This window comes from Leifsonia shinshuensis, assembly GCF_014217625.1.
GTDB lineage: Bacteria > Actinomycetota > Actinomycetes > Actinomycetales > Microbacteriaceae > Leifsonia > Leifsonia shinshuensis_A.
The window spans coordinates 13159-32700 of record NZ_CP043642.1; the positions used below are offsets into that span (position 1 = coordinate 13159).

Below are 19542 nucleotides of genomic sequence, written 5' to 3' on the forward strand. Positions count from 1 at the left end.
GCCCGGGAATCTGATCCGAAAGGAGGGCGGCTGCCGATGATGACAGTCCACGTCCTCCACGCCGGAGACGGGTACACCTACCTCACCCGGCAGGTCGCTTCCCATGACCAGACACGCAAGCGCGGCGAAGACCTCACCGATTACTACACCGCCGAGGGCAACCCCGCCGGCGTCTGGTTCGGTAAGGGGGCGGCCGCGCTCGGAATGTCGGGAGAGGTCTCCGAGGAGCAGATGAAGGCCCTGTTCGGTGAGGGGCTGCGCCCGGACGCGGACGAGTTCATCAAGGCGAAGATTGCCGAAGGGATGAGCGCCAAGGAGGCGCACGCGGCCGCCCGGTTGGGGCGGCGCTTCATGGTGCCGCAGACCGGCACGGACGAGTGGGCGAAGATGGTCGGCGCCGCGTACCGCGAGTTCCGCACCGCCCACGGCCGCGTTCCCGAGCCGGGCGTCGAGCGCGATCTGATCCGCTGGGACCTCGCCACCAGCCACCTGCAGGAGCAGCTGGGCCGGGCGCCGAAAGATGCCGAGGTCTCCCGGTTCCTTGCCACGATCGGCAAGCAGGACCGCCAGCCGGTCGCCGGATACGACCTGGTCTTCACCCCTTCCAAGAGCTTTTCCGTGCTCTGGATCCTGGCCGACAAGGAACGCTCCCAGCAGCTGCACGAGATCCACAACGACGCGGTCCGCATGACGCTCAACTGGATCGAACAGGAGGCCGGTAAGACCCGCGTCGGTGCCGGCGGGGTCGCCCAGATGGACACCCACGGGCTCACCGTCACCATGTTCGAGCACTTCGATTCCCGATCCGGTGACCCCAACCTGCACACCCACGCAGCCGTCTCCACCAAGGTCCAAGGCGTCGACGGCAAGTGGCGCAGCTTGGACGGACGCATCCTCCACAACCTCGGTGTCGCGGCCTCCGAGCGGTACAACATGCTCGTCCAGGTGCTGTCCATGCAGCGCCTCGGGCTGGCCTGGACCGACACCAGCCGCGGCCGCGACAAGCGCCCTGTGCCGGAGATTGCGGGTGTCGATCAGAACCTCTGCCGGGCGCGCTCCAGCCGCCGCGTCGCCATCGAGGACGAGTACGCCAAGCTCGTCAAGGAGTACGTCACCACGCACGGCCACACTCCCCCGCGCAAGGCGCAGCAGGCCATGTTGGAGAAGGCGAACCTCGCCACACGCGAAGCCAAGGACCAGCTGCGCAGCCTGGACGAGATTCGCGAGACGGAAGCCCAATTCGCCGAACAGTACCTCGGCGTCGGCGGTACGCAGGCCATGCTCGACGACGCATTCAGCGCCGCCGACATCGGCGAACGCGCCCGCCTCCTGGAGCCGATGGACCTCGACCAGGTCGCCGAGTACGTCCTGCGGAGCGTCGAGAGCTCGCGCACCACCTGGCGCATCGACCACCTTGAAGCCGAAGCCAACCGCGCCGTCGCCGCCTACTTCACGACTCACCCGGAACTCGACCCACTCGCCTTCCGGGATGCCCTCCTGCAGCGCGCCGTCGACCTCTCAGTACGGCTGACCGCAGATGATCCGAACCCGGTCCCTGCGGCGCTGCAGCTCGCCAACGGGTCCTCCATCTACCGCCTCTACCGCGGTGAGACCTACACGTCGCAGCGCATCCTCGATACGGAAGAACGCCTCGTCCAGGCTGCGCAGACCACCGCCGGATTCCGCGTCCCCGAGGACGTATTCGACGCGACCCTCGCGGAGGTGAACGCCGCCCAGATCGCCGCAGGCAAGTACGCGCTCGACCCAACCCAGGCCGCACTCGCACGTCACTTCGCTACCAACGGTGGACTGATCGACATCGGAATCGGGCCCGCGGGAACCGGCAAGACCACCTCCATGCGCGCGTTCGCTCGCGCCGTCGAGGCCGCTGGCGGCCGCGTGCTCGCCGTCGCGCCCTCGGCCGCGGCATCGACAGTCCTGGCGGAGGAGATCGACGTCGAGGCCGACACTGCTGACAAGCTCATCCAGATCCACACCACCGGAACGCCCGAGCAGCGCGCCAGCGACCGGTACCGGATCGACGCCAACACCGTGCTTCTGATCGACGAGGCAGGCATGGCCAGCCTTCCGATGTACGCCAAGCTCCTGGACCTCGCTGAAGCGCACGGAGCCAGCATCAAGGCGCTCGGCGACTACCAGCAGCTCGCCGCCGTCGAAGCCGGCGGCACCCTGCGGCTCCTCGATAAGACAGTCGGGGCGGTCGCGCTCGAACACGTCTACCGGTTCGTCGACCAGGACGAAGCCGCCGCGACCCTGCGTCTCCGCGACGGCAAGGAGTCCGCACTCGACTTCTACGTCACCCGCGGCCGCACGCACGGCGGTCTCCGGATGACGCTGCTGGAGGACATCTACGACGCCTTCCTCCGCGACGAAGCCGAGGGCAAGGAAGCGCTCATGCTGGCGGCCACCAATGAGGAAGTCGTCGCCCTCTCCGCCCGCGCCCGCATCGACAAGATCGCGGCCGGAACCGTCTCGGCCGAAGGCCCAACCCTGCACGACGGCAACCGCGCCGGCGTCGGCGACAGGATCGTCACCCGCGACAACAACCGCCGGTTGCGTGCCAACCAGGGCAAGGACTTCGTCGCCAACGGTGACCTCTGGCATGTCCTCGAAGTCGGCGACGACGGCTCGCTGAAGGTCAAGAGCATCCGCCACGACGGCGTGGTGACCCTCCCGGCCTGGTACGTGGCCGAGCACGTCGAGCTGGGCTACGCCACCACCGTCAACCGCTCCCAAGGCATGACCGTTGACACCACCCACACGATGATCGACCCGGATGGAACCGCCCGCGAACAGCTGTATGTGGCGGCGACGCGCGGCCGCCAAGGCAACCACCTGTACGTGATCACCGACGACACTCTGGCCGCCGACGGTCACAGCCCTGACCGCGACAAGGACTCCATCCTTCACGGCCTCGAACGGGTCCTCGCCCGCGAACAGGCAGAGCTCTCCGCCACCGAGACGCTGGAGCAGGAGCAGGAAGCAGCTAACTCGCTGCAGCGGCTCGTGCCGGTCTATGAGGACGCCAACGTGCGCGTCCTCGGCGAAATCACCAAGATGAAGATGGAGATCATCGTGCGCAGCGTCCTGGACCGCGACGCGGCCAGCCGCATCACTGACGACCCGGCATGGGCGACTCTTGCCGAACGTCTTGCCGCGCACGAAGCACGGGGGTCGGACGTGCGAGCGCTCCTTCGCGACGCCACGGCGACCCGGGAGATCGACGGCTTCAACGAAGCTCGTTCGCTGGCTAAGGTGCTCCACTACCGTGTCGGCGACCCCGCCGGCGCACCCACCATCGAACTGCCGTCGTGGATCACCCCGCCGCCGGGAAGTGTGGGACACGATCCGACGGTGCGTGACTGGGTGAACGAGCAGGCCGACCTGATCGCGAACCGCATTCACACGCTCACTGAACGTGTGGAAGCTGCGCGGCCTGTGTGGATGGAGTCGCTTGGGTACGCTCCGGAGGACAGCGCACAGCGGGCGCTCTGGCGGCGCAACCTGGCGCGCATCGTCGCCTACCGCGACTTCCACCACATCACCGTCGACACTCCCATCGGGCCGCCGCCTGCTCATGACGACCCGGCTTACGCGGATGCCGTCGCCGCGCTCCGCGCGCTCCGCGGCACCGCAGCGACCGCGCCTTCGGACGCGGCACCGACTCCTCCGACGGCTACACCACTCTCCGACCGCGTGGGCGAGATAACAGCTGAGCCCTCCCGGCAGACGCTTGCCGACGTCGTCGACGAGAACACCCGAGAGCGCCGGGAGCGCCAAATCTGACTAGTCCGGCGTCGGCTCTCAGGCGTCCGTGCGGTCTGTAGTCTCCCTCGGAGCTGAGTTCACCGTGGAGGCAAGGGTGTCAAACCCCTCGCGCACGAGTTCCTCCGGCGTCGCGTCGAGCGGCAGACGAAAGCGGTCGGCAATGGTGGGCATGAGTAGCCTTCCCAAGGTCATGGCCCCACGAGGTGTGGAGTCCACGCCGGCATTTGCGGCGACGCTCCGACCCGATTCCGGGGCGCAGGCGCCCCCAACCGAGCCGTGCGCAACAAGAGACGGCCGCTCCCCTAATCAGGGAACGGCCGTCGTCAGTTGAACGGGTACTAGAGCGTGTTGATCAAGTGGTTTCCGGTTCTGGTTGGCGAGTCTTGAACGGTGACGCGACACGAGGTCTCTGACGAGGTGTGGGCCGTGCTGGAGCCGCTGATGCCGGTGTCGACGGGGAGGTCTCGGCCGTGGGCGGATCACCGCTTTGCGGTCGAGTGAATGGCGTGGAAGTACCGAACCGGTGCGCCGTGGCGGGACGTGCCGGAGCGGTTCGGGAAGTGGAACTCGATCTACAAGCGGTTCAACCGGTGGGCCGAGGATGGCACCTGGGAGAAGTTGCTTGCCGAGGTGCAGTAGCAGTCCGACCCGGCGGGGAAGATCGACTGGGTCGTGTCGATCGACTCCACGATCACACGCGTGCATCAGCACGGTGCGACTCTCGCACGCACCACAGGGGCTCTGCCGAATCACAAGAATCCGTGGTTCGAGCCGCCTGATCACGGGATCGGACGGTCTCGCGGCGGGCTGACGACCAAGGTGCATCTGGTTGCCGACGGCCGAGGCAGGCCGCTGGGCATGACCGTCACCGGCGGCAACGTTAACGACACCACGATGATGACCGCGGTGCTCGAGGACATTCGTGTCCCACGCGCTGGGCGGGGCCGGCCGAGGACTCGACCGGACCGGGTGCTCGCCGACAAGGGATACCCGTCGAATGCGAACCGCGCCTGGCTGCGCGAACACGGGATCGCCGCGACCATTCCCGAGCGCGATGACCAGATCGCCCACGGCGCAAGAGGCCGGGCCGGCCGATCGGGTTCGGTGATCAGCAGCAGGAGCGCTACAAGGGCCGAAATGTCGTCGAGCGCTGCTTCAACAGGCTCAAACAATGGCGCGGCACCGCGATGCGATCAGACAAGACCGCCCGCAACTACCGTGCCGCCATCAGCCTCGCCGCCACACTGATCTGGATCAAGGCCGACTTGATCAACACGCCCTAGTGCCCCGGCGGTTTCCGGGGGCGCCGGCTCGCGTGGTCGAGCTTCGCGTGCGCCCGGCGGACGCGCAACGCGTCGGTGAGCGCCAGCGCCACGGTCAGGCCGGCCACCACGAGTCCGATGGTGAGCGGCACGAGGGCGCGGAGGTCGAGGTCGTTCATGCGTCACCTCGCCGTCGTAGGAGCGAACGGAAACCGAGCCGGCTCTGGTCGAGGGGCTGGACGGGAACGGGTTCGGGGTCCTCCGACCGCCAGGAGGCCTCTTTGATGCCGTCTTCGAGGGAGATCGCCGTGATGACGCTGTCGAGCAGCGCCGGCGCCGCGCCCTCGATGAGGACTTCGGCGTCGAGCCTGGAGAGCTCGTGGCCCTTCTCCGTGGTGGCGTCGAGGTGGCTGCTCATGGCGTGGACGATGATGTCGGGTTCGCTGAGGAGTTCGCTCAGCCGCGCCCGGACCTCCGGCTCCCGCGCGTCGTCGACGAGCACGGTGAGGGCGTAGGCGCCGATGGTGTCCGTCTTGGCCACGGGCGCCCGGTCGACCAGCCGGCCCAGCGGACGGAGCAGCAGGTGGATGGCCAGCACGATGCCGGTGGTGGTGAGCGCGGGGACGACGTGGCCGCCGGCGGCCTGGCAGCCCACGGCGGCGGAGCACCACAGAGTGGCGGCGGTGTTCAGCCCCTGCACCGTGAACCCCTGCCGCAGGATCACACCACCGCCGAGGAACCCGACACCCGAGACCACGTACGCGGCGATCTGCAACGGCGCCTGGGGCACATTGGCCTGGATGCCGAAGAGGACGAACGCGGCCGCGCCGACGGCGACCAGTGATTGGGTGCGGAGTCCAGCGGTGCGGGAGCGGTACTGTCGCTCCAGCCCGATGAGGAGGCCGCATCCGCCCGCGAGCAGCAGCCGCAGCAGGTAGTCCAGGTCGGTGATGCTCACGGGTGATGCTCCTTCAGGCCTCAGGCGGGTCGCGGGTCGCGTGGTTCCGCGATCAGGGGGCGCGGGTACGCCCGCGTTCGCGCCAGTCGTCGGGGATGGACTCCTCGAGGGCGTCGTCCACGGTGATGATGCCGACGAGCTCTCCGTCATCCGCGACCACGGGCACCGACAGCAGGTTGAAGTCGGCCATGGTGTTCACGACGGCGACGGCATCGTCCGACGGGGCGACCGCGACCGGCTCGGTCTCGGCGATCTCGCTGACGGGTGCTTGCGGGTCGGCGCGGAGGAGCTCGATGAGGCCGACGGCGCCGATCAGGCGGTTCTCGGCGTCGACGACGTGAACGGTGGTGAGCGCCTGGTCCTGCATGCTTGCGTCGCGCACCGCCTCCACGGCGTCGCGGGCGGTGGTGTCGGGAGGGACAGCCAGGTACTCGACGCCCATCATGCCGCCGGCGCTTCGGTGCTGGTAGCGCATCAGCCGCAGCACATCCTCCCGCTGCGGAGCCGGCAGCGCATCCAGGACGTCCGTCCGCCGATCCTGCGGGAGATCGAGGATGGCGTCGACGACGTCGTCCGCGTGCATGCGGCTCAGGACCGCCGCGATCTCCGCGGTGTCCCTGCTCCTGAGCACGCGGGCCTGCTCGTCGTCGTCGAGCTCTTCGATGACGTCGGCTTCCAGCTCCGGGTCGCCGTGCAGGTGCTCGAACAGGTCGGCGCGCTCGCTCTGGGTCGCTGATTCGATGACATCGGCGATCTCGGCGGCACGGAGACCGTCGAGCCGGCGGAAACGCGAACGCAGCGCCGCCGACGGCGCGTGACCGATCAGAGCGTCGAACGATTTCCAGTCCCGGACCGGATGGTCGCGTCGACCACGCCACAGCGGCGCGCTGACGTCGACCCCCGTGGCCACCCAGCCCTGGCCGTCGTACCGGATGGCGATGTCGTAGGCGCGGACCAGCCGGGCGTGCTCGACATCGACCAGACGGTGTCCGAGCACGGCCTCCTTCAACAGCACCTCGCCGGGCCGCCGCTCGAACGGCCGAAGATCCAGGCGGGCCGTGCCGAGGGTGATCGACCCATCGCCGAGCTCCGTGATGCTCTCGGCCGGGACGAACACGGATCGGCCGCCGACCCGCGCCACCAGTCCGGTGACGGCAGGGTAGCCTTCGGGTCCGAGGCGGACGATCAGGTCGGCCAGAGCGCCGATCTGGGTGCCGTGCCCGTCGCGGATCGGGCCGCGCAGCAGGCGGGAGAGCATCACCGTGGTGTCGGCGGTGGTGACTGCGTCGTTCATGACTTCCACGTCCTTTCAGCAGAATTATGCGGGTGAGCGGGTCAGTGGCCGAGGGCCAGTTGCACGACCCGGACGATGACCAGGATCATCGCGATCAGCAGGTACCCACGGAGGACGCTGAGCCCGAGCCGGCGCCCGGTCGAGAGCTTCGGCGGGTTCAGCAGCGCCAGGGGCGGCATCCGCCAGCCGGCCCGGTCGCTGCGGGCGACCGCCGGCGCGGCCGGGGCGGGGTGCCGCAGCCGCCAGATGCCGAAGGCGACACCGACCGCCACCGACAGTGCGCCACCCACGGCGAGGATCAGGACGATCTGGCCGCTGGTGATGCTCGGGAAGATCACACTCGCCGTCAGGACCAGCGACAGTATCACGAGCACCGCGATCACCGCGGAGGTGAACACGTTGAGCCAGCGCCCGTTCACCCACGGCCCCAGCACTTCCTTGTCGTTGCACAGCAGAAGCAGGAACACCGTCGCCGACGGCAGCAGCACCCCGGCGAGGACCTGCACACCGACGGTGATCAGCCCGAGCGGGCTGCCCGGCAGCACCACCACCGCGGCGGCTACAAGGAGCAGTCCGGCGAACACCGCGTAGAACCCCTTCGCATCGCGGACCTTGCGGTGCAGGGAGTGCTTGAGCCCGAGGGTGTCGCCCAGCGCGTACGACGTGGACAGGCCGACCGCGGCCGCACCGATGATGGACGCGTCGATCAGTGCGATAGCGAACAGGATGCCGGCGACCTTCCCGACGTACTTTCCGATCCCGGCGGCGACTCCGGCCGCGTCGGTGAAGTTGCCGAACTCGGGCTGCCCGGCGAAGACCGCGGCCGGGACGGCCATGAGGATCGCGCCACCGATGACCACGATGACGATCCCCACCCACAGGTCGACCTTCTCGTAGGGGATGAACCGGGGAGTGATGCGCTTGTCGATGATGTAGGACTGCTGGAAGAACAGTTGCCACGGCGCCACGGTGGTGCCGACGATGCCGATGATCAGCAGCATCACCGTCGACAGCTCCGCCCCGGCCGGGAGCCCGGGCACGAAGAACCCGCGCGCCACCTCGGTGAGCGACGGGTGCGCGAGGAACGCCAGCGGGACCAAGATCAGCGACCCGAAGATCAGGAACATGCACAGCCGTTCGAACCGCCGGAACGATCCCGTGGACGCCGCAGCGATGATCACCACCGCGGCGATGATGACGCCGGGGATCTGTGGCAGCCCCAGGTAGCTCAGCCCCAGGCTGATCCCGATGAACTCGGTGACGATGGTCAAGGCGTTCAGCAGGAACAGGTCGATGACGCTGAACGCGCCCCAGAACTTCCCGAACCGCTCCAGGATCAACCGGGCGTGCCCCACCCCCGTCACCGCCCCGAGCCGCAGCACCATCTCCTGGTTCACGTAGAGCACCGGCACCAGCAGCAGCAGCGTCCACAGCAGGCTGTACCCGTAGTTCTGACCGGCCTGCGTGTAAGTGCCGAAGGCACCCGCGTCGTTGTCGCCCACCATCACGATCAGGCCGGGACCCACGATCGCCAGAAGCGTCTTCAGCTTCGCGGACAGTTTGGTCCGTGCGGCGTCGTCTCCGACGGGGATGGTGCCGAAGGCACCCTGGATATCGCCGACGTGCGCCGAATCGAGGACGGCGTTCTGTGGGGGCGGGGTCTGCATGGTCGAGGGCATGGCGAATCGCTTTCTCTTCGGCGGCGCGCGGGGAATCGGCGCGCGCCGTCGCGGGCACGAGCAGGAAAGGTGGCCGCGTTCGGCGGCCGGAACGGGTCGGAAGGACGCGTTCAGAGCAGGGAGGAGGGAGCGATCGGCTCCCGTCTATCGCACTCGCTCATCGCTCACCTCCCGTTTCGGATCCCGCGTGCCTCCAGGACCGCCGAACCCGGCGGCGCCTCTCCACGTAAGACCTTTGGCACTCCGCGACGTCACCCGGGAACCGGGAGCCAATCGGGGCCACCCCTTAAGCCGGGGAGACCTGTCCTGACCCATGGCGTCTCTCGACATTTGGGGTCGCTGGCATGTGTTCGCGAAGGAGCCTCAGCTAACGATCGGCACCTACAAACGTGATGGTACACCGAAAATCGCTTATCTGCATATATACGCAGATGAAGATTTTCGCAGCCATCGGCGGAGCTTCCACCCCGTCGATTTCACGGCGTCAGGTCGATGGTAGGGCGGACTTCAGACGGCCGCCAGCAAGCTGAGCCACGCCTAACCTGGCGGGCCCGTTCAGTCACGTAGGCCTCGCGCCGATCTTCATAGCCAGTTCATCGGCATCGTTCACCCGCGTGCCACTTTCGGAGGGTGCTGCGTTCAGTGCGCGCCAAGAGCGTGTGTTCGTCTGGGGCGCGGTTCCCTGTGAGCTCTCCGGCGTCGATCAGGTCTTATCGAAGGAGAAGTGATGTCGTCGAAATCTCGTGGGCTGCGTCGCGGCCTCGTCGCTGTCGGCCTGGCCGGCGTCGCCGCGCTCGCGGTCGCCGCTCCCGCGCTGGCGCAGCCGACCGACGGTCACGGTGAGCGCAGTAACGCTGAGCACAGCGTGCACCTCGCCAAGGGCGACCTGCTGGTCAGCAGCGGCCTGCCTCGGCCGTCGGCAACCAGATGCACCTTGGTCGTCAGCCCGCCGCGAGACCGTCCGATCCCGTGATCAGGCGGCTCGAACCACGGATTCTTGTGATTCGGCAGAGCCCCTGTGGTGCGTGCGAGAGTCGCACCGTGCTGATGCACGCGTGTGATCGTGGAGTCGATCGACACGACCCAGTCGATCTTCCCCGCCGGGTCGGACTGCTACTGCACCTCGGCAAGCAACTTCTCCCAGGTGCCATCCTCGGCCCACCGGTTGAACCGCTTGTAGATCGAGTTCCACTTCCCGAACCGCTCCGGCACGTCCCGCCACGGCGCACCGGTTCGGTACTTCCACGCCATTCACTCGACCGCAAAGCGGTGATCCGCCCACGGCCGAGACCTCCCCGTCGACACCGGCATCAGCGGCTCCAGCACGGCCCACACCTCGTCAGAGACCTCGTGTCGCGTCACCGTTCAAGACTCGCCAACCAGAACCGGAAACCACTTGATCAACACGCTCTAGGTGCCGAGCGTCGTCGTCGGAGCGTCGGAGCGTCGGAGCGTCGGAGCGTCGGGGCGCGAGTCGATCGCCGAGGTCTGTTCCGGATCCACCAGCGCGTTTACTCGTGCGTCGAGCTGGCCCAATGGCGTGCCCATCACTTGCTCTAGAGTGCGATTTCCCGTTGAACCGAAGATGGCCAGGGACGAGGCGATCGGCCGCACTACAGCGGCTGCCGCTGCCGCGTCGTCGACATCGAAGAAGCTCCCGACCGCACTCACGACGGCCGAGGCCGCACCTGGTGCGATCGCCGAGACGACGCCTATCGTGACGGCCGCGGAACCGAGGTCGGCCGCGATGCTGCTCTCCCGCTCTCGTGCGTCATCGAGTTGCCGTTCGTAGACCACGCGGCGATCGAACGTGTCCTCGTCCACGGGCCCGTAGTCCAGGGACTCGACCTCCTCGCGGAACCGAGCGCTCGACTCGATGTTCTCCGGGGTGTTCTGCGCCCACCAGGCTTGCGCCTCACGTCGTGCCGCTTCAGCGGCGTACAGCTGCTCCGCAGCCGAACGTTCCGCGACACGTGCCGCCTTCAGACCACCGTCAGTGGACTCGGTCACCCACCGATCCCACTCCTGTGCGACGGCGTTCCGCCCAGGCAGCGCAAGAGCGCTACGGCTGGCGACGTCGGAGCGCAACCGATCAGCCGTCCGCTGACGCAACCTCCGGAAGAGGATCGAGGCCGCCGCCAGGCGCCGATCCGCGCGCATGATCCGCGCCGCGTCGGCGCCGAGCTGCGCGCGAAGCGGCGCCACGTAGGCTCGACGGCTCGTGAGTGCTGCGTCGGCCGCGCTGTGGCGGTTCGTCGCTGCAACCTCGCGGGAACGCGCTTCCCACGGGGCGGCGAGACCTTCTTCGGCCATCCGAAGTGCCGCCTGCAGAACTGCAACGTCGGTGCGTGCCTCCCGGTGAAGTTCACGCAACGCATCCACAGATCCGGTCGTCGGCGGGCTCTCCTCGCCTTCCCACCCTGCGTCGATAGTGCGATCGCTCATCTCGGCCTTCCCTTCGATTGCCTGGCACGCGTCCAGGGGTGATGACCGCCCGGACGGGCGGCCAGCTCGTTAACTCGCGACCAGGTGAAGCCCCGACGCCGCTACCGCGGGCGAGGGCTCGCCTACCTTCCGTGTGAGCGCGGATGGTCGGATCAGAGTGTCGACGATGGTGATCGCGCCGTTGGCGTCGACCGCGGTGGTGGTGAGGAGCGTCCAACCGCGCAGGATCAGACCGGCAAGGTTTGTCTCGCGCTCACCGATTCGCCGCGCCTGTTCCGTGTTGGAGTTTGGTCGGAAGCTGGTGACAACGGTGGTCACCGTCGCATCATCGGCGGGGCTCAACTCGCGCCGCCCCCGCCGGGCGCTGGCTCCGGACGCCCTTCGAGGTCGCTGACAAGGAAATCCGCGAAGTTGCCCGAGTCATCGACTCGTTTGAGAGGTGCTTCTGGTGTCCAGGGCTCGTCCGTGCGGTGGTTCGCCGGGAACAATCCGAGGCTGCGCATGCGGGCGAAGGTGGGCCAGAGGCAGCGCTCATGCCACTCGACGAGGTCAAAGGATGGCGCGGCCCTAGTGCGTCGATACACGTACTGGTGCGAGACCATGAGAGCAGTGAGCAGCTCGACGGCGACCGGGTGCTTGTACCAGTCGTTGATGAGCCGGTGGGTTTCATCGGTCAAGGCGACGAGGTAGCGGTCGCGCAGCCAATTCACCCAGTCGTAGAGCTCCATCCAGAGCTCTTTCGCAGCCTCCCGATCGAGCGTCCGCCAGGACCAGGGACCGCCGGGCCGTGTCTCAAGCCAGTCGACGATCTTGGTGACCTGTCCACCGATAGACCCGACCGCACCGCTGAGGTACTCGATCTCCTCGCCATGCGCGCCCAAACGGTGCTCGTGCTCGGCGACCGTGCCTGGCAGGGTGAGGGGTCCGAGCGGGGTCTTCTCGCGACCGCTCATGCTGCCAGCCCCAGCTCGTCACGGGTGTGTGCCTGGCTTGCTTCGTAATCGGCAGCGTCGTTGCCTTCCCACCAGGCCGGCAAGCGTACGACTGCCGCGGGCAGGTTGCGGTAGAACATGACAGCCATCCCATCCTCGAGCGCGTGGAGACGTCCCACGGTGAAGACGTCCTGTTCCTGGGTAGACGCGGAGGTCGACGTGCCGTTGGGGCCGTCGGTGGTGGACTCCCGGGTGATCTCGCGCTTGTCGGCGAGGTTGGAGAGCTCGCGGAGGAAGTCGTAGTCACGCGAACCGCCGAAGAACAGCAAGCATGAGGAGAGCCGGATGATGGTGTCAGCGCCCTCGGCTCCGAATCGCTGCTCGCACTGCTTGCGGCCCTGCAGGATCGCGGCCACCTGAATTCCATGCCCGCGGCCATCGGTCATCAGCGAAGGCGCAGACGGCAGCGGGCACACGTTCGCCAGCTCATCCAGAACGATCGTGAGCACCGGGTTGAGAGGCTTCTGCTCGCCAGCGTCCATCGCCACCGACTGCAGCGACTCCACGAGCGCTGTGATGACGGGGGCGGCCAGGCCCTTTTTCTTGCTCATCAGGTAGAGGGTGTCCGTGGACGCGACGAACTGCTCCAGGTCGAGCATGATGACACCCTCGGCCGGGCACACGGCGTCGAGGATCTCGTCGATCGCCAGCGCCTTGAGCAGGATGGTGATGGTCTGCTGCATGTTGTTGCGGGTCTCCACCGCTTCTCCACGCGCGAACGTTTTGAGGTCGCCGAACCAGCGGTGGTTGGCCTGCGGGTGCTCGCGGAGGATCGTGAACGGCGTGTTGATGCTGAGGTCCTGCATCCAGTCAATGACGTCGCGGAACGTGTACCTCTTGTCGCTACCCGGCATGCCGAGCGCGGCCGCGTGCATCATGCAGCGCAGGATCAACGAGGCCGATTCCTTGAAGAACCCCGAGTTCTTGGAGTCGCCGGACAGCGGCATGGCGTTGGCGATCGCATCCGCACGCTCCATCGCGACAGCAGGCTTCTCGCAGCCCGCAACGATGTCCCAATGGACGCGCCACTTCCAGGGAAGAAGTGTCCGGTACTCCGGGCCGAAGGTCAGCGCCCGACCGACCCGTCCACGGATCCACGCCGTCAGGAGAAACACATCCAGGCGCGTCGACGTCGTGACGCACGCGCCCGCGGCGCGGGCGACCATCTGCACGACGAAGCGGGTGGTCTTACCAGCACCGGAGGAGGCGACCACACAGAACGAGTCCTCGCTGGTGGCGTGGAAGGGCTTGCGACCAAGAAAGGCGAACGGATGCGGGAGGGCGAGGTCCCGGGCGTTCTGCTTGCGTCGGTGCCTGCCTGTCATCAGTCCCTGGTCCTTCGCCGGCCGGCCGGGCCGACCGCGACGGGCCGCTCGAACAATCAGCCACCACGCCAGAGCGAACACTCCAAGGAACACCGCGAGCACGGCGAGGAAGAGCGGGAGCGGGGCAAGCACGACGCCGGCGGGAACGGACGCCCCAAATAGAGGACCGAGGACAACGGCCAGCAGAATCCTGACGTCATCAGACGGGTCGAACATCGGCACACCTGAGGCGGTGATGGCCAGAGCAAGATGGGCGCCGACAGCTGCCAGCGCCAGGGCGATTCCCACCTGCAGGCGGAACTTCCATGTAGTGGAGGACATGCGAACCTTCCCTAGCTGTGTGCGGCGACGAGACCGCTCCAGGCGGGCGTCGAAGCGATCAAAACCATGCCGATGGCGAAGACGACTGCCGAACCGGCCGACCAGAGGATCGCGTAGCGAAGCGTGACGCCCCTGAACTTGCGGCCACCGAGTATGCGGAAGATGACCGACGCGATCGTGACGATGATGGCGATCGCGAACCCTCCAGCGAGGGTGTACGTCAGCGCCTGCATATCCGTGGCCGCCTTCGCCAGCAGCGCCCACATGAACGCTGAGATCGACCACACGGCCGCCGCTCGCGCAACACGGCGAGCCTTTTGGGGCAGCGGCCCCTTGTTCGCAAGTAGCGCGATCGCCAGTGCGACAAGAAAGGTGAGCGATCCGGCGCTCCCTACGGCCACGGCGGGCCAAGAGGTCCATTGGATCAAGGATGCGAATGTGAGCATGGTGGCCTTCCGTTGGGGGGTTCAGCTAGCGATGAGCGCTTCGTCGGGACGGAACACTCCGCACTGAGTGCAGAAGGCACCCGACGTCGTCTGTGAGTGGATTTCAGGAGAAATGCAGTTGGTGGCGAGCTGCAGGAAGCTGTCGTCGGTGAGGTCGGCGTGCTTCGCGCGGTTCGCCGCCGCGATGATCTCGGACCGGCGGCCGGTCAGCTCGATCTCGCGATACTCCTCGGCCGCCGACACTTCGTCTGCAGCGGCCTCCCAACCGGTGGCCGGCTTCAGCAGCGGCGGTGCGACGAACGGGCGAGGAGCTGCGGCGGTCGGCGTCTCGATGCGGTGCCGGCCCGTTGCCTCAATGTCCCAGTTCGGCTCTTCCTCGACCGGGTCGGCGGTCCAACCGGTGGTGTCTGTCGGATCGGCGGCCGCGGGCGTGACGGAGCCGATTTCCTCGAACCGGTCGGAGGTCTTGAAGGTCTCCAACTCGTCCTCGGTCAAGTAGTTGCGCACGATGAAGGGCCGCTTGCCGATCTTCCACAAGCCGACACCCTGCGCGAGGCTGCGAACCTCGCGCACCTCCGCGTCGGTGAGCCCCAGAGCTTCCTTGGTCGCTGGGAGTACGTCTTCCTCCTGGCGGTACACGATGCGGATCTCCGCGTCGGTAAGGAGGCCCTGCGCGAGCGCGCGTGTTGCCGATCCTGCGTTCCCCACCATGTCGAGGTCGGTGATCCGATGCATGATCAGCAAGTTGCACAGGCCATATTGACGGGCCAGCTTCCACTGCTCGCTCATCCGTAGCAGCATCTGCTCGTCGCGCAGCATCCGCCAGCCCTCGTCGTAGATGACGATGCGCTTGCCAGCGGCCGGATCCATGACCGCCGCCTCGAGCCACGCGGCCACGCAGGTTGTCGCCACCGAAAGCAGCGTCGCGGAGGCCCCCATGAACCCGCTGGTGTCCATGACCACGAACGGCGAATCGGCGTCAAACTTCACGGTCGACTCGCCGTCGAAAACCCCGGAGAGGTCGCCGTGGACCAGGCGGCGAAGTCCGTGCGCGATGTCGGCGCCGTCCTCACGAGCCTGGTCGTCCTTCGTGTCGGTCAGCTGCTTGTAGACGTCGGTGATCGTCACCGTCTCGCCGGCGGGCGCCGCGATCGCCGCGACCAGCGCGACATCGAGCGCGGTGTGCTCACGCGGGCTGATGTCCCGGTGGATCAGAGACGGGATGATCGCTGTCAGCGTCAGCCGTCGGCGGGAGAGCACCAACGCGACCCACTCATCGTCGGACAGACGGCTATCCCGTGGTCCCTCGTCGAGCGGGTTGAGACGGTTCGCGCCGGACGGCGCGAGTGAGATGACGGTGCCGCCCATGGCCAGGGCAGGCGCAACCCACTCTCCCTTCGGGTCCGACGCGACCGCGACCTTGACCCCGAGGGTGCACATCCGGCAGGCGAAGGCTTTCGCGCCCGCGCTCTTGCCGGTGCCGACGGTGCCGATCCAGACCATGGAGGTGCCGGTGACCAGCTTCTGACGGTACAGCTCGTACGGGTCGAAGACGAAGTCGCCACCGCCCGAGAGCGAGCCGAGTTTGCCCATCCACGCGCCGCGGTGGCCGAGACCGACTTCGTTCAGGAACGGGTACGCCGTCGACGCGGTCAGAGCGGTGGCCCGATGAGTCATCGGGTTTACACAGGTTGGTCCCCACCAGGAGTGCGCGGCTCGGACCCCCCATGCTGGAGGGACCGGATCGGTCGGGCCAGCCGCGGCTTTCTTCACGACCTCCGGCGCCATGAGCTCACGCACGAGCTTTTCTCTGGCCTTCCGCTGCTTCCGAGTCTCTCGGGGCGGGACGACAACGCCAACGAACTTGCGCTCCATCAGCTGGCCTTCCGTCGAAGGGAGGAGGTCGCCGAGGGGGCCAGTGCCAGCGGGAGCGACGCGCTGTTGAAGGCCGCTAACTGCTGCCCGTACATCAGGCGGACCTCCATGCCCTGGCCCTCGGCGGCGGTGGTGAATGCGGAGCAGTTCGCGTCCAGCTCCTCTTTGCTCAATCCCGTCACGGTGACCAGGCCGAGGAACTCGAGGTCGCCAAAACCGTGAACCAGCTCCTGCTCCCGCCGGGTGATGTCGACCTGCTCCTGGATCTCGAACTCGTCATCCGCTCGGTCGTTGCCCCGGCGCTGCCGTTCGAGCCGGTTGGCGTTGATCTTGCGCCGCTCAGCGCGGATGCGTCGGCGGGAGGTCTTCAGTGGAACCGGTGTGAAGTAGAGCGAGGCCGAGTGCTGGAACGGGAGGGTGGTGACGGCGCGGAGGAAGTCCGGAAGTGTGGGGATGCGTGGCCATTCGGTGACCTCGTACGTGGCGTGGAATGCGCCGTCGGTGCGCAGGTGGTCGACGAGCTCCTTCCCCCAGATCGGGCCCGCGCTGGCCGGGGCCACGCCGGCACGGGCGTCTGTTCGGTTCTCGATCGCGTCGGCAGCCTGTGGGTCGTACGCTTTCCGCATGACGGCGGCGCCCTCGCGCGCGCCCAGCCAGGACCGGACGGTGATGCCGCAATCGCGGAGGGATCCAGTGGTGGTGTCCACTTCGCGGGCCATGACGTTCGCGAGGCCGACTCGGCCTCCGCCCTGGGCTTTGACGTCGCGAGCCAGACGGTCTTTGTCAAGCACAACGACGATGAACTGCTCGTGCTGCGGGGAATTTGCGACGGCGTTGTCGAGGAGGACTTCGTACTGTTGACGCGCCCACCCGCTGACCGCCTGCGACGCACGCGGCTCGTAGTAGTCCCGAATCGCCGTCGGCGAAGACACCCGAGAGGTGAGGAGAACCTGGATGCGCGCCAGACCCGGGTGCTTTACCAAAGAGGACTGGAACAGAGCCCAGGAATCCACGCGCTCCCGCTTCTGCGGATCATCCAGCAACGCATATCCCGGGGTGGTGACAGCGAGGACGGCGATGAAGGTGCCATGCACCCGGTCCTCGAAGATCGCCTCTCCCAGTTCGGTCTCGAATGCGGTAATCGAGCCGAGACCTCCCGGAAGCTGGAAGGTGCTCGACTTCTCCACATGGGTGACGACCGGTCGACGCCATTCGGTCTGTCCGAGCAGAGTACGCATCGTGTGTCCAATCTGTGCGATGAATCGGTTGATGAGGGGGTGTCCGTGCTCGTCCGACCACAGCCCGACGCCCACGAGCGCTGAGCCCGGGAGGAGCGCCACAGTGAGCGCGCCGATCGGGTCGTCGAGGTGGAACATGATCCACACGACGACGAGCACGACGCCGGATGCGGCAACTCCCACCTGTAGGTTGCTGAAGTTGCCGATGAAGCCGGCTCGGCGTCGTGCCGGGAACGAGACCTCCCGGGGCTTGTCAATCTGTTCGGCACTCATAGGCCTGCTCCTTCTTCTGGACGGTGGCGGGCGAGGCGGGGCGCGGTCCCCATCCCGTTACCCGCAGCATCGGCGGCTCCCTCGAAGCCTTCGCGCGCCTTGGTCGCCCCGGCCTTGACGACCTGGGCGGCTCCAGCCGCGATGCCGACTGGGCCGGCCGCGGCCGCGGCACCGCCCGCGGCGCCGCCAGCGGCCGCGCCCCCAGCCGATCCGGCGGCGCCCGCCTTCGCCCCGGTGGACGCGGCAACGGGCGCGGGGGATCCAGTCGACGTGGGGCCGCCTGCGCTCTTGATGGGCTTCACCGGGTCGCTGGAGCCGCCTCCGTCCGAACCGGACTTGCGCGGCATCCACTGGCGGGCCTGTCCGGCGGTCTGTGCAGCTTGGCTGGCCCCTTGCCGGAGGGCACCTTCGCCTGCGGCTTGCGCGTAAGCGTGGCCGATCTCCACGCCGAGAAAGCCGAAGAACTTCATCGCGATTAGCGGTGAGGCGGCCGCGACGAGGAAGGAGATCACCGCCACGCTGAACATGAGCAGGTTCATCTGGCCGCTGGCAGCCAGCATCTTCGCGCAGGTCGCGATGATGATCGCCGCGAGGGGCTTGGCGACCAGCAGCGAAACGGCGATCTGTAGCCACTTCAACGGCACGGATCGCCCCGCCTTCTCGGTGGGGAGGAACATGAAGGCGAGAGGGCCGAGGCCGATCATGACGATTAGCGCCCACCGGCGGAAGCCGAGCATCGCCATCAGCAGGAAGCCGCCCAGCGCGAGGCAACCAACGGCGATGAGCGGAATGATCGGGATGACCATCGTTGAGACGGCGCCGCCGACCATCCAGGACGGCGCGTTCCAGACGCCTCCTCCGGTGGTTTCCCACTGACCGTTCGAGGTGTTGTAGGTGAAATTGAGCGACTGCATCAGCGAGTCGGTGATCCCGCCCGCTGACTGATTGAAGTAGTCGATGAGCGCTGTGGTGGTTTCGTCGAACCCGTGAATCGCGTACGGCCCGTACCAGAAGAGCACACGGGTGAGGACGACGAACCCCACACCGCCGACTAGTGCGCGAAGGACGCCGTCGAGGCGTCCTCCGGCCGCTGACCGCATGAGCTGCCACACCATGGCCGCGACGGTGATGGGGGCGGCCAGCCAGAGGATGAGGTTTCCGACGTCCGTGCCGACGGCAAGGTCAGCCGTTGCGACGGTTCCGTCGAGATTGGTGGAGTCCATGTTGAACGTGTTCTTCACCACGTCGGCCGCGAAGTTCGCCAAGCCGACGATCATCCCGCCCATCAGGTTGTTGATCCAACCGAAGAGCCAATCCATTGCTGTCCGCCCCCGCTGCTTAGGAGATCGGGTTCTGGTGGCTGGACCAGTTGATGATCTGGGGGGCGGCGGCGATTGCGACCGCTCCGGCAATCGACCCGAAGACCATCCACTTGCCGCCGACCACCTTGCGGTGATTGTCGGAACTCGAGCCGCCGACCCAGTTGATGATTCCCCACGTCAGGAAGATGACCATGACGATGAAGCCCAAGGTCATCAGGTTGCCGGCCTGCTCGCCGACCCAGTTGAAGAACGGCCACGTGTTCGACGGCTTCACGTTGACGTCGTCGCGAACGATGACCTCGGAGACTGCGGTGCTTGACATT

Annotated in this window: 16 protein-coding genes, 1 pseudogene and 1 riboswitch; of the genes and pseudogenes, 3 read left to right on the forward strand and 14 right to left on the reverse strand. The window is 67.2% G+C overall.

Features of this window, described 5'->3' with window-relative positions; all coding sequences use genetic code 11:
* Positions 1–36 precede the first annotated feature (36 nt).
* On the forward strand, positions 37–3807 hold the full coding sequence (mobF, locus tag F1C12_RS21725; RefSeq protein ID WP_185279157.1) for a MobF family relaxase: 3771 nt from the start codon (positions 37–39) through the stop codon (positions 3805–3807).
* 372 nt (positions 3808–4179) lie between these two features.
* A pseudogene (locus tag F1C12_RS21730) lies at positions 4180–5072 on the forward strand (IS5 family transposase).
* Here the strand turns inward: F1C12_RS21730 and F1C12_RS21735 are convergent.
* The 4 genes from F1C12_RS21735 to F1C12_RS21750 are packed head-to-tail and all read right to left on the reverse strand — an operon-like array spanning position 5069 to position 8982.
* A complete protein-coding gene (locus F1C12_RS21735) occupies positions 5069–5230 on the reverse strand; it encodes a hypothetical protein (protein ID WP_185279158.1) in 162 nt (53 codons plus the stop codon). The pseudogene F1C12_RS21730 and the gene F1C12_RS21735 overlap by 4 nt on opposite strands.
* Positions 5227–6009: an MgtC/SapB family protein gene (locus tag F1C12_RS21740; protein WP_185279159.1), complete on the reverse strand. Its 783-nt coding sequence runs from the start codon at positions 6007–6009 to the stop codon at positions 5227–5229. The genes F1C12_RS21735 and F1C12_RS21740 overlap by 4 nt, the downstream gene beginning before the upstream one ends.
* Before the next feature lie 52 nt (positions 6010–6061).
* Positions 6062–7303, reverse strand: a complete 1242-nt coding sequence (locus F1C12_RS21745) for a magnesium transporter MgtE N-terminal domain-containing protein (RefSeq protein WP_185279160.1) — start codon at positions 7301–7303, stop codon at positions 6062–6064.
* A 41-nt stretch (positions 7304–7344) separates the two neighbouring features.
* Positions 7345–8982, reverse strand: coding sequence for an Nramp family divalent metal transporter (locus F1C12_RS21750; RefSeq protein WP_185279161.1), 1638 nt, complete (start codon positions 8980–8982; stop codon positions 7345–7347).
* A gap of 213 nt (positions 8983–9195) precedes the next feature.
* Positions 9196–9364: riboswitch (M-box (ykoK) riboswitch) on the reverse strand.
* A gap of 345 nt (positions 9365–9709) precedes the next feature.
* On the opposite strand from F1C12_RS21750, the gene F1C12_RS21755 reads away from it, so the two are divergent.
* Positions 9710–9955: a hypothetical protein gene (locus F1C12_RS21755; RefSeq protein WP_185279162.1), complete on the forward strand. Its 246-nt coding sequence runs from the start codon at positions 9710–9712 to the stop codon at positions 9953–9955.
* Positions 9956–10095: 140 nt separating this feature from the next.
* Here the strand turns inward: F1C12_RS21755 and F1C12_RS21760 are convergent, their stop codons facing one another.
* From F1C12_RS21760 to F1C12_RS21805, 10 genes are all read right to left on the reverse strand, one after another.
* Positions 10096–10233, reverse strand: coding sequence for a transposase (locus tag F1C12_RS21760; RefSeq protein WP_185279163.1), 138 nt, complete (start codon positions 10231–10233; stop codon positions 10096–10098).
* A gap of 159 nt (positions 10234–10392) precedes the next feature.
* A complete protein-coding gene (locus tag F1C12_RS21765; protein ID WP_185279164.1) occupies positions 10393–11427 on the reverse strand; it encodes a hypothetical protein in 1035 nt (344 codons plus the stop codon).
* A 69-nt stretch (positions 11428–11496) separates the two neighbouring features.
* A complete protein-coding gene (locus tag F1C12_RS21770; protein ID WP_185279165.1) occupies positions 11497–11745 on the reverse strand; it encodes a hypothetical protein in 249 nt (82 codons plus the stop codon).
* A gap of 20 nt (positions 11746–11765) precedes the next feature.
* Complete coding sequence (locus F1C12_RS21775; protein ID WP_185279166.1) at positions 11766–12380, reverse strand: hypothetical protein; 615 nt, start codon at positions 12378–12380, stop codon at positions 11766–11768.
* A complete protein-coding gene (locus F1C12_RS21780) occupies positions 12377–14065 on the reverse strand; it encodes a type IV secretory system conjugative DNA transfer family protein (protein ID WP_185279167.1) in 1689 nt (562 codons plus the stop codon). Before F1C12_RS21780 ends, F1C12_RS21775 begins: the two co-directional genes overlap by 4 nt.
* 11 nt (positions 14066–14076) lie before the next feature.
* A complete protein-coding gene (locus F1C12_RS21785) occupies positions 14077–14511 on the reverse strand; it encodes a hypothetical protein (RefSeq protein ID WP_185279168.1) in 435 nt (144 codons plus the stop codon).
* A gap of 21 nt (positions 14512–14532) precedes the next feature.
* Positions 14533–16188 (reverse strand): ATP-binding protein, encoded by a 1656-nt coding sequence (locus F1C12_RS21790; RefSeq protein WP_185279169.1) that lies wholly within the window; start codon positions 16186–16188, stop codon positions 14533–14535.
* A gap of 197 nt (positions 16189–16385) precedes the next feature.
* The gene (locus F1C12_RS21795; RefSeq protein ID WP_185279170.1) at positions 16386–17897 is read right to left on the reverse strand and encodes an SCO6880 family protein; all 1512 of its coding nucleotides are present in this window, start codon (positions 17895–17897) and stop codon (positions 16386–16388) included.
* Positions 17894–19216: a hypothetical protein gene (locus F1C12_RS21800; RefSeq protein WP_185279171.1), complete on the reverse strand. Its 1323-nt coding sequence runs from the start codon at positions 19214–19216 to the stop codon at positions 17894–17896. Before F1C12_RS21800 ends, F1C12_RS21795 begins: the two co-directional genes overlap by 4 nt.
* A 19-nt stretch (positions 19217–19235) precedes the next feature.
* Complete coding sequence (locus F1C12_RS21805) at positions 19236–19541, reverse strand: hypothetical protein (protein ID WP_185279172.1); 306 nt, start codon at positions 19539–19541, stop codon at positions 19236–19238.
* Position 19542 lies beyond the last annotated feature (1 nt).